This is a genomic window from Albidovulum sp., from assembly GCF_049646345.1.
In the GTDB taxonomy this organism is placed as follows: domain Bacteria; phylum Pseudomonadota; class Alphaproteobacteria; order Rhodobacterales; family Rhodobacteraceae; genus Albidovulum.
The window spans coordinates 1-8,781 of the sequence record NZ_JBARVQ010000304.1; the positions used below are offsets into that span (position 1 = coordinate 1).

Annotated in this window: 12 protein-coding genes; 3 read left to right on the forward strand and 9 right to left on the reverse strand. The window is 61.3% G+C overall.

What is annotated here, in order from left to right; all coding sequences use genetic code 11:
- Positions 1-138 precede the first annotated feature (138 nt).
- The 3 genes from WBB85_RS07705 to WBB85_RS07715 all read right to left on the reverse strand — a co-directional run bounded on the left by WBB85_RS07705 (position 139) and on the right by WBB85_RS07715 (position 1,819).
- Entirely contained in the window at positions 139-525 is a 387-nt protein-coding gene (locus WBB85_RS07705) for a dihydroorotate dehydrogenase (RefSeq protein ID WP_432638039.1), read from the reverse strand.
- Positions 512-1,096 (reverse strand): RNA polymerase sigma factor, encoded by a 585-nt coding sequence (locus WBB85_RS07710; protein WP_432638040.1) that lies wholly within the window; start codon positions 1,094-1,096, stop codon positions 512-514. The genes WBB85_RS07705 and WBB85_RS07710 overlap by 14 nt, the downstream gene beginning before the upstream one ends.
- Before the next feature lie 75 nt (positions 1,097-1,171).
- Positions 1,172-1,819, reverse strand: coding sequence for an EF-hand domain-containing protein (locus WBB85_RS07715; protein ID WP_432638041.1), 648 nt, complete (start codon positions 1,817-1,819; stop codon positions 1,172-1,174).
- Between the two features lie 218 nt (positions 1,820-2,037).
- Here WBB85_RS07715 and WBB85_RS07720 point away from each other — a divergent pair, with 218 nt between their 5' ends.
- Both WBB85_RS07720 and WBB85_RS07725 read left to right on the forward strand, forming a co-directional pair.
- Positions 2,038-2,418 carry a DUF983 domain-containing protein gene (locus WBB85_RS07720; protein WP_432638042.1) on the forward strand — a complete coding sequence of 127 codons (381 nt, stop codon included), beginning with the start codon at positions 2,038-2,040 and terminating at the stop codon, positions 2,416-2,418.
- Between the two features lie 30 nt (positions 2,419-2,448).
- Positions 2,449-3,138 carry an NUDIX hydrolase gene (locus tag WBB85_RS07725; RefSeq protein ID WP_432638043.1) on the forward strand — a complete coding sequence of 230 codons (690 nt, stop codon included), beginning with the start codon at positions 2,449-2,451 and terminating at the stop codon, positions 3,136-3,138.
- Here WBB85_RS07725 and WBB85_RS07730 read toward each other — a convergent pair.
- The 6 genes from WBB85_RS07730 to WBB85_RS07755 form a co-directional block, all read right to left on the reverse strand.
- A complete protein-coding gene (locus WBB85_RS07730) occupies positions 3,131-4,033 on the reverse strand; it encodes a DMT family transporter (protein ID WP_432638044.1) in 903 nt (300 codons plus the stop codon). The two genes, WBB85_RS07725 and WBB85_RS07730, sit on opposite strands and share 8 nt — an antisense overlap.
- Positions 4,034-4,057: 24 nt before the next feature.
- A complete protein-coding gene (locus tag WBB85_RS07735) occupies positions 4,058-4,954 on the reverse strand; it encodes a fatty acid desaturase (protein ID WP_432638050.1) in 897 nt (298 codons plus the stop codon).
- A gap of 114 nt (positions 4,955-5,068) precedes the next feature.
- Positions 5,069-5,410 carry a hypothetical protein gene (locus WBB85_RS07740; RefSeq protein ID WP_432638045.1) on the reverse strand — a complete coding sequence of 114 codons (342 nt, stop codon included), beginning with the start codon at positions 5,408-5,410 and terminating at the stop codon, positions 5,069-5,071.
- Between the two features lie 82 nt (positions 5,411-5,492).
- Entirely contained in the window at positions 5,493-6,536 is a 1,044-nt protein-coding gene (locus WBB85_RS07745) for an aldo/keto reductase (protein ID WP_432638046.1), read from the reverse strand.
- 57 nt (positions 6,537-6,593) lie between these two features.
- Entirely contained in the window at positions 6,594-7,025 is a 432-nt protein-coding gene (locus WBB85_RS07750) for a hypothetical protein (protein WP_432638047.1), read from the reverse strand.
- Between the two features lie 83 nt (positions 7,026-7,108).
- The gene (locus WBB85_RS07755) at positions 7,109-7,963 is read right to left on the reverse strand and encodes an ATP-dependent Clp protease proteolytic subunit (protein ID WP_432638048.1); all 855 of its coding nucleotides are present in this window, start codon (positions 7,961-7,963) and stop codon (positions 7,109-7,111) included.
- A gap of 138 nt (positions 7,964-8,101) precedes the next feature.
- Here WBB85_RS07755 and WBB85_RS07760 point away from each other — a divergent pair, with 138 nt between their 5' ends.
- Positions 8,102-8,674: a YceI family protein gene (locus WBB85_RS07760; RefSeq protein ID WP_432638049.1), complete on the forward strand. Its 573-nt coding sequence runs from the start codon at positions 8,102-8,104 to the stop codon at positions 8,672-8,674.
- The last annotated feature ends 107 nt before the right edge of the window (positions 8,675-8,781 follow it).

The following is an 8,781-nucleotide window of genomic DNA, read 5'->3' on the forward strand; positions in this document are numbered from 1 at the left end:
GCCATAGCGGTCGTGCCGCAGGATCGCCCCGCCGACCAGACCTGCCACAAGCAGGTTCAGCGCCAGCGATGCGAAAAGAACGATCCTGCCCCATGGCATCCCGTTTTTCTTGGATATTTCCGCCTTGTCTGCCATCGTTTATCCCCCAGCCAGAACGGAATCGTAGTCAGGCAACAGGTCTCCCAAGTCATAGGCAGTCTCCCCCGCAAGAAGGCCGCCCGCAACCCCACCGAGAGAAGCCGGTTGCGCGTATCCGATCCAGACCCCGGCGATCGTCGCAGTCGCCAGCCCGGCAACCGCCGGCCAGCCGCCAAGCCCACCAAGCAAACGGTTCAGCCAGCCGCCCGAAGCAGATGTCGGGACCGATCCCACGGGCATGGCAGAGTCTGCCGACCGCTCTGCCAGAACCGCGTCGGCATCCGCCATCACCCGTGCCAGAAGCGCATCGGATGGGTCAGGTCCGGCCTTGGCCGCTGATTGCAGAAGCTCTTCGAGCTCTTGCTCTGATCTGTCAATTCTCGTCATATCCCAACTCCTCGCGCCGCGCCGACAAAATGGCGGCCAACGCCCGTTTTCCCCTTGCGGTCAGACTTTCGACCGCTTCAACCCCAATCTCCATCACGTTCGCGATCTCAGGGTTTGCCATCCCTTCGATATGGCGCAGAACCACCGCTTGTCGCTGGCGTTCCGGCAAGGCCTGAAGGGCGTCGTTCAGGGCAGTCTGCCGTTCGGCCTCTTCCAGCCCCGCCTGCACGCTCGCCGCGCCGTCCGGGGGCTCGGGGATGCCGTCCAGATCCACCCATCGCCTTCGCCGCAACCTGTCGGTGCAAAGATTTGTGACCACGCGGTAAAGCCATGTTGTAACCTTGGCTTCGCCCTGACGCCATTCCGGCGCAATTCTCCAAAGCCGTAGCATTGCCTCCTGCGCCACATCCTCGGCCTCGGCGCCATCGCCCAGCATCCGCGAGGCATAACGCAGGACCATCGGAACCATCCGCCGCGTGAGATCTTGCGCAGCCCGGCGATCGCCGTTGCCGAAAGCAACCAGCAGGGCCTCGTCGGATATTTCGGTACGGGCCTCGAACGGCATCGTCATCGTTCAGTCTGGTATCCGGTTTCCTGACCCCGGGCAATCGGCGCGGGCGGCTGCACGCCGCCGCCCGCATCCTTCCTAGCCGCGGTTGCCGAACCAGCCGTGGCCGCTGCCCTGCATGCCGTGTCCGTCACGGTCGCCACCGCCGTGGCAATCGCCGTCACCCATCCGGCCCTGCATCTGGCCATCACCGTGCATCTGTCCCTGCATCCGGCCTTGCCCTTGCATCTGGCCCTGCATCCGGCCCTGCATCCGGTCCTGCATCCGGTCCTGCATCGACGAGAATTCCTCGGCCGAGATCATCCCGTCGTCATTGCCGTCGAGCCGCATGAATATCATCGGCCCGGCATCGCCGGCCATCTCGCCAAGACTCAGCATTCCGTCACCATCAACATCGCGCCATTGAATCATCCGCGCCATTGCGGTGGCTGCACGCTCTGCGGCTTGCGCAGCGGCAGCCGCGACCAGTTCTTCCGATGTCAGTTTGCCGTCGCCATTTGTATCGGCTTCGCCAAAGCGTGCGGCTGCACGGGCGCGCATCTCGGCAATCGTGATGTTGCCGTCGCCGTCGGTATCGAGTTCTTCAAAACTCGGGCGCTCTGCCATCCCCCCCATGGGTCCGCCCATCGGACCGGCGCCGCGGCTGTCAGCATTCACGGCGCCAAGCGTAAGGGCACCCAAAGCGGCCACAGCAAGACTTCCCAATACGATCTTCTTCGCGTTCATTTTCATCTCCATTCCTGGCTTCTGCGCGACGCAAGGCCACAACCGGCCCTGCATTCTGAAGGTAAAACGCGGCCCGATCCGATTTCCGTCGTCTGAGAGCAAACTTTTTCGCCGACCGGCTTTGCGACATCCCGACGCAAGGACATTTCGCCTCGTTCATTTCGGCATCGCGATGCTTACACTTGGGGTTCCTTTCCGAAAGTGCCATAGACGCCATGATGACCGACCAGATGATCCCCTCTGAAGACCGCGCGCTTCGCCCCGCTCTCTTGCGCGGCTGGCGCCGCCGCTGCCCGAACTGCGGCTCGGGTCCGATGCTCAAGGGCTATCTGCAGGTCCGCGACGAATGTGCGGTCTGCGGTGAAGAGATGTACCACCACCGGGCGGATGATGGCCCGGCCTATCTGACGATCCTGATCGTCGGCCATATCATGGCCCCCTCGATCCTGTTCGTCTTCACCGCCTTTCGCCCCGAACCGATGGTGCTTTTCACCGGATTCGCGATTGGCTGCGTCGCGCTGTCACTGTATCTCTTGCCAAGGCTGAAGGGGCTGATGGTGGCCTTTCAGTGGGCAAGGCGGATGCACGGCTTTGCCTGATGGCCGTTCCCGGCCAGCGAAGGAAAGCATATGACGATGACGCCCATCCGCGACGCCGCGACAATCATCCTTGTCCGTGACGCCGCGACACAGCCAAGAATCCTGATGGGCCAGCGCGGCGCCAAGGCTGCCTTCATGCCCAACAAATTCGTGTTTCCGGGTGGCGCGGTCGATCCCGACGACGGTCGCGTTCCCCTTGCTGCCCCGATGGCGATGACCTGCGAAGAGCGGCTCAGGATTGGCGCGGCACAGAACCTGGCAACGGCTCTGGCCGCGGCGGCTGTCCGCGAACTCTGGGAAGAAGCCGGCCTGATCCTCGGGACAGCAGGCGCATGGGCCAGCCCTCCGCCTGACGACTGGAAAAGTTTCGCGGACACCGGCCACCTGCCCCGCGCCGATGCTCTGCACTACGTGTTTCGCGCCATCACCCCACCGGGCCGGCCGCGCAGGTTCGATGCCCGTTTTTTCCTTGCGGACGCCGCGCATCTTGCGAATGATCCGGACGATTTCAGCGCCGCGACAGATGAGTTGACGCATCTGCAATGGATCCCGCTGACTGAGGCGCGCAGCTTTAACCTGCCCTTCATCACAGAGGTCGTGCTGGCCGAAGTCGCGGCTGCCCTGCCCCATATCGGGCCACCGCCCTCGGTGCCGTTCTTCAACAATTCCGATGAACAAAGCCTCTTCGAACGCCTCGGCGGGGCAAGTCCGCTCAGATGAAAAGCACCAAGAGCAGGATGCTGGCCATCAGGATCGTCATGCCCAAAAGCTCTCGCCCACTGATCCTTTCGCGAAAGAACAGCACTGATGCTGCGATGCTGAAGATTAGCTCCACCTGCCCGAGCGTATTCACATAGGCCGCGTTTTTCAGGGTGAAGGCCGCGAACCAGCAAAAGCTGCCAACCATGCTGGCCAGTCCGACCAGACCCGCGATCCGCCAGGCCCGTGCGACGGCAATGATCTGCGCCCGGTCCCGCCAGACGAGCCAGGTCAACATGGCCAGCGTCTGGCTGGCGGTCACAACAGCCAGCGTAAACCCCGCCCGTAACGCCACGTCGCCAGAGGCCAGAGAGGTCGAGGCTCCACGGTAGCCCACTGCCGAGATCGCGAAGAACACCCCCGACAGCAGCCCCAGCCCTGCGGCCCGGTTCATCAACCGCGTCCATATCCGCCCCACGCCGCCCGGAGCGTCCGACAGGATCACAACGCCGACAAACCCCAAGACCACCGCCAGCAAACCGGCCCGAGACACGCCCTCGCCCAGCACCAGATAGCTGACGATCGCAGTCTGGATGACTTCGGTTTTCTTGAACGTGATCCCAACGGCAAAATTTCGTTCCGCAAAAAGCGCCACGACGCACATCGTCGCCAGTATCTGGGTCAACCCGCCGATCAGTGCATAGGCCCAGAATGCGCCCGGCATCACCGGAAGCGATTGCGAACTGACCTGCGCATAAAGCAGAACCAGAAGCGCCACCAACGGCGCGGAATAGACGAACCGGGCAAAGGTTGCCCCCGTCGTCGTCAGCGCAGTCGATTTCAGATGTTTTTGAAGCATGAACCGCAGCGTCTGCGCGGCGGCGGCAGCAATCGTTATGGGAATCCAGGCATCCATGCCCGGATCAATCGCACGTCAGGCTCAGCGCCGCCAGATCGGATGCGGCACCGGGTCCTTGGCCTTGAACAGGTAGCGCCGGAACACCTCGGCGTAGGATTTGTAGCGATAGCCGTTGTTGCGGGCGAGATAGCGGTCTCGGTTGGCGAAATAGGTTTTAGGCAACCGGTACCAAGGCAATCTGGGGTGCATGTGATGCACGACATGCAGGTTGTTGTTCAGGAACAGGAAGGCCAGCAACCCCCGATCCTCGATGATCACTGTCCGCCCGCGGGCGCGCTCATGCGCCTGATGTTCAAGGAAAGTGCGGATTTTCAGGATCGAAATCGCGGCGTAGGCCGAAAGTGCGTAGGCCCAGAACGGCATCTGCGATACGAACACCAGCCACAGAACGACGGGGATCAACGCCGGGACATGCCAAAGCCAGCCGAGCACGACAGAGCCATCGCCCGCCCGCGCCTTGCGCCAGTCCCCCAGCATGAAGGCAGTTTGCGACACTGCAGGTCCGATCAGCAGTCGCCCGATCAGCGTATTGTTGAAATTCAGCAGAACCTGCACCACCCACGGAAGCCGCTCCCAGACTGTCGGGTCAAGATAGTTCGATTCAGGGTCGTCATAGGGGTCGGTCAGCAGCGCATCGTGATGATGCGCCAGATGGGTGTCGCGGAACCGCAGATAGGGAATGACGAGGATGATCGCGGGAAACACCAGCGCCTGCGCCAGCATCCGGTTGGCCACCGGGTGGCCGTGGATCACCTCATGTTGCAAAGACGAATGCAGCGCTATCGCCAACGCAGTCAGGACAATACCCAGCGGCAGCCAGACCGATGACAGGAAAGTGGTGCCCGCCGCCCATGCGCAATAGCTTAGCGCAATCAAGGACAGCGTGGGCCACTCTACCCAGTAGCGGGATCGTTCAATCAATCATTTCCCCAAAGATGCAGCGCGCCTATGCCGCGCTCACACAAATGCGAATATATCAAAATTTGCCTTTGGGGAATAGGCTTTGCACGGGACCGCGCCGCCGACCTCGGGTCACTCGATGCAAACCGTGGCGATTGTTCCGTTGTCGGTCAGCACCTCGTTGCAGCCGGGAAGCGGCTTGATGGGAGAACAGCTTTGCGACCGTGCCAGGCAGAGCCCTTCGCAATCGCTCGACTTGCTGCAACTCTTGTTGGCGTCGCGCGTATTTTCGTAACATACGAAGGTTCCAGACGCACTTCCCGCGCCGAAACGCCCATCCTTTTTCAGGCAGGCCGCACGCGCGGTATCGACCAGATGCGGGTCATATCCGGCCAGACCAGAGTCGAGCTTCTGCTCCTCGCCCTTGCAGCTTGCCAACGCCAGGGACGCCAGAATGATCAGAACCGGTCTCATACAACTCACCTGATTGCCTCATACTATCTGCACAACCTGCGGGCCAGAGTTCAAGGCCCAAGATACAGTGCCGCTGCGCCACTCAATAAGGCATGGGATGCGCCTTGTGCGCCACCCGTATCTCTTTCAGCACCTCGTCGGACAGATCGAGTTCCGCCGCGCCCAGCGCGGTTTCAAGCTGCTTCAGGGATGTCGCGCCAAAAATCACCGACCCCATGAAGGGTCGTGTCCGGCACCAGGCCAGCGCCATCTGCACCGGGTCAAGCCCATGTTTGCGGGCGATTGCCAGATAGGCATCGATCGCGGGCCAGACGCGCGGCGAAACCCGGCCACCAAGTTCGGGTGCGACGGACCGGCGGCTGCCCTCGGGGATGCGGTCTGGCCCGTATTTTCCGGAAAGAAGCCCACAGGCGAGTGGCGAAAATGCCAGCAGGCCAACATCCTCGTGGTGGCAAAGCTCTGCAAGGTCCAGATCGAAGATCCGGCAGAGCAGCGAATACTCGTTCTGGATCGACGCGACCCGCGGCAGGCCGTGTTCTTCCGCAATCCGCAACCACTGCGCGGTGCCCCAGGCGCTTTCGTTCGACAGGCCCACATGCCGGATCCGCCCGGCATCGACCTGCCGCTGCATTTCCTCCAGCACGTCCAGCATGTTATCAAGTGTCGCTCCACGCGGCTGGGCGCTGGGATTAAAGGCCCAGTTCTGCCGAAAATGATACGATCCCCGGTTCGGCCAATGCAGCTGATAAAGGTCGATCACATCGGTCTGAAGCCGCCGCAAAGAGGATTCGACCGCCTCCCTGATAGTCTTCGCCGAAATCGGCGCGCCGTCGCGCACCATGCGCTGCCCGGCGCCGCTGATCTTGGTCGCAAGGATCACCTCATCGCGCCGCCCGGTGCGCGCGAACCATTCTCCGATGACCTCCTCGGTCTTGCCGATGGTTTCGACCAACACCGGGTTGACCGGATACATTTCCGCCGTGTCGATGAAGTTCACACCATGATCGAGCGCCATGTCGATCTGTGCATGACCCTCGTCCATGGTGTTCTGGCTGCCCCATGTCATCGACCCGAGGCAAAGCTCTGATACGTCCAAATCCGTCCGGCCGAGTTTCTTCATGCGCATGTCTGTCCCTTTCGTGTTCGGGGCAGACATATCGCGCGATCGGCCAGAGGCAAACCCTCAGGGCCGGACGTAAGCGTATCCTTCTTCCTGCAACTCGATCAGCCGGACCACACCCGAAGGCACGACGACCGCTTCCGACATCAGCGGCACGGGCTGCCCGGACTTGGCTTCCATGCCTTTGAGCGTGTTGCCGCAGGCCGCGAAGGACAAGTTGTCCATCTCCAGCGACATTGCCGAGACACGATCCGCCACCGGGCTCTTGCCTTCGACGAACATGTTCAGCCCCGGACCGTAAGCCACCATCTCGATCACGACCTCATCGCCTTGCGATGCGTAGTAATTCGCCACGTTCTGCGCATTGTTCAGCGCCATGTTCATCACTTGTGGGTCATCCTCATCAACGTGAATAGCGACGTGATGGGTCTTTCCTTCGGCCAACGCCATCAGCGGCGACAAGGTCAGCATGGCGGCAAGTGCGATTTTCTTCATAAGTTGAGGTCCTCCCGTTTGATCATTCGATCATAACCGGTTGGATCTCCTTGTCATCCTTGGAAATCTCTGCTGCCGAAACGTCAACCGCCTGTCAGCACGCCGGCCTGCCGCAGTTCTGCCTCTGACGGTTGCCACATCTCTTCGGGGGCCGCGTCGTAGATTCGGTCCAGAAAGTCGTCCGAAAGGCCGCGAGCCTGCAGATAGCTGCGGTCCTTCGCCTGTTCCTCTGCGATATCACCGTAAAGCTGATGTCCGCCGCGCTCGATGGCCCCGGTGCGGTACCGGTGAAACCCTATCCGGCTACCCGGTGTCATGGTCCGTGGGTTCCCCGCCATGAGAACAAGTGTACAGGCCGAAAAGCACCGGCCGTCAACCAAGGTTTCGAACCCGGCGTTCTGCGCCAGCCGCGCGATGCCCCGCGCGGCGGCAATACTGCCGCCTTCGCTGTTCAGTACAAGCCGCCTTGCAGCGGTGGTGCCTGACAGCAACCGTTCGAGCTCGGAAAATTGGCGCAATGTAATCTCGCCCTCGATCTCGATGCTGTCTGCGGTGACGATAAGCGACTGGGGTTCGCTGACCGGTGTCAGGCGCGCAACCGGTCCAGACGCCAGAAGCCCGGCAATCTGGTAGACCGTCGATGCAGCGACAAGCAGAATTGCAACATAGGACAGCGCTGCGAACTGTGCTCCGCCAAAACCCTGAAAGCTCTTGTCGGCTGCCCGAAACATGCCGACGCATTGCCAGATCAAAATCACGACCTGCAGGACAACCGCCGTCGCCACGACCACGCCCCCGTCCCCACGAAGGCCATGCAAAAGCAGGGCGATCGCGGCATGAAGGCCAAGCAATACGCCCGCCAGCGAGACCCAGAAAGGCAATTCGCCGCGCCAATGACTGCCAATGAAAAGACCGATCCCGCGCATGACCCTCAGCATAGGTCCGAAGACTCCTGTCTCAAATCGAATTGAAAGAGGCGGTGCAACCGGGGCCTTGCGATTCCGGTCACGACAAAATGACAGGACAAGACTTCGGACCGCGCTATCTTCAGACAAGAATGCGCAAAAGGAAACCCGATGCGACAGGGACTGGCCTCATTCGTACTGCTGCTCGTTTTCACGGCGCTGCCCGCACTCGCAGTGCCGCGCAGCTACGCTCTGCAGGCCGATGCGTCGACAGTCGCCTTCGCTTGGGATTTTGGCGAAGACGAGATCAGGGGGAACATGCCGGTGGCCCGGGCCGATCTTCAGATCGATTTTCAGGCCGTTGCCAATTCAAAGGTCAATGTCGATGTCGATGTGACCGAAGCAGAGGCCGGTTTTCCTTTCGCAAGTCAGGCGATGAAAGGTCCGAAAGTTCTCGACGCCAAGAAATTCCCGCAAATTCATTTCGTCAGCACGGCGGTGCGCAAGACCGACAGCGGTGCGGCGATTGATGGGATGATCACCGTTCGCGGCGTGACCCGACCAATGACCTTTGACGCCCGCATTTATCGGCAGGCCGGGACAGATCCCAATGACCTGTCGCAGCTCACGATCCTGCTGACCGGCGCACTGAACCGGTCAGAGTTCGGCGCCAATGGCTGGTCGACCCTCGCTGGCGATCAGGTCCGCCTGCAGATCACGGCGAATATTCGTCAGGCAGGCTGACCTTGCCCGCCCGCAACGAGATCGACAGTTTTGGCTGGATCAGCCGAACACTCCACTGGACGATGGCCGCGCTGATCCTCGGTATGCTTGGGTTCGGCACCTACCTG

Excerpts from the sequence above, each read along its gene's own strand:
- WBB85_RS07715 (WP_432638041.1), bottom strand. The coding sequence starts at position 1,819 with ATGAACGCGAAGAAGATCGTATTGGGAAGTCTTGCTGTGGCCGCTTTG.
- WBB85_RS07750 (WP_432638047.1), bottom strand. The coding sequence starts at position 7,025 with ATGAAGAAAATCGCACTTGCCGCCATGCTGACCTTGTCGCCGCTGATG.
- WBB85_RS07730 (WP_432638044.1), bottom strand. The coding sequence starts at position 4,033 with ATGGATGCCTGGATTCCCATAACGATTGCTGCCGCCGCCGCGCAGACG.
- WBB85_RS07710 (WP_432638040.1), bottom strand. The coding sequence starts at position 1,096 with ATGACGATGCCGTTCGAGGCCCGTACCGAAATATCCGACGAGGCCCTG.
- WBB85_RS07745 (WP_432638046.1), bottom strand. The coding sequence starts at position 6,536 with ATGCGCATGAAGAAACTCGGCCGGACGGATTTGGACGTATCAGAGCTT.
- WBB85_RS07755 (WP_432638048.1), bottom strand. The coding sequence starts at position 7,963 with ATGCTGAGGGTCATGCGCGGGATCGGTCTTTTCATTGGCAGTCATTGG.
- WBB85_RS07720 (WP_432638042.1), top strand. The coding sequence starts at position 2,038 with ATGACCGACCAGATGATCCCCTCTGAAGACCGCGCGCTTCGCCCCGCT.
- WBB85_RS07705 (WP_432638039.1), bottom strand. The coding sequence starts at position 525 with ATGACGAGAATTGACAGATCAGAGCAAGAGCTCGAAGAGCTTCTGCAA.
- WBB85_RS07760 (WP_432638049.1), top strand. The coding sequence starts at position 8,102 with ATGCGACAGGGACTGGCCTCATTCGTACTGCTGCTCGTTTTCACGGCG.
- WBB85_RS07740 (WP_432638045.1), bottom strand. The coding sequence starts at position 5,410 with ATGAGACCGGTTCTGATCATTCTGGCGTCCCTGGCGTTGGCAAGCTGC.
- WBB85_RS07725 (WP_432638043.1), top strand. The coding sequence starts at position 2,449 with ATGACGATGACGCCCATCCGCGACGCCGCGACAATCATCCTTGTCCGT.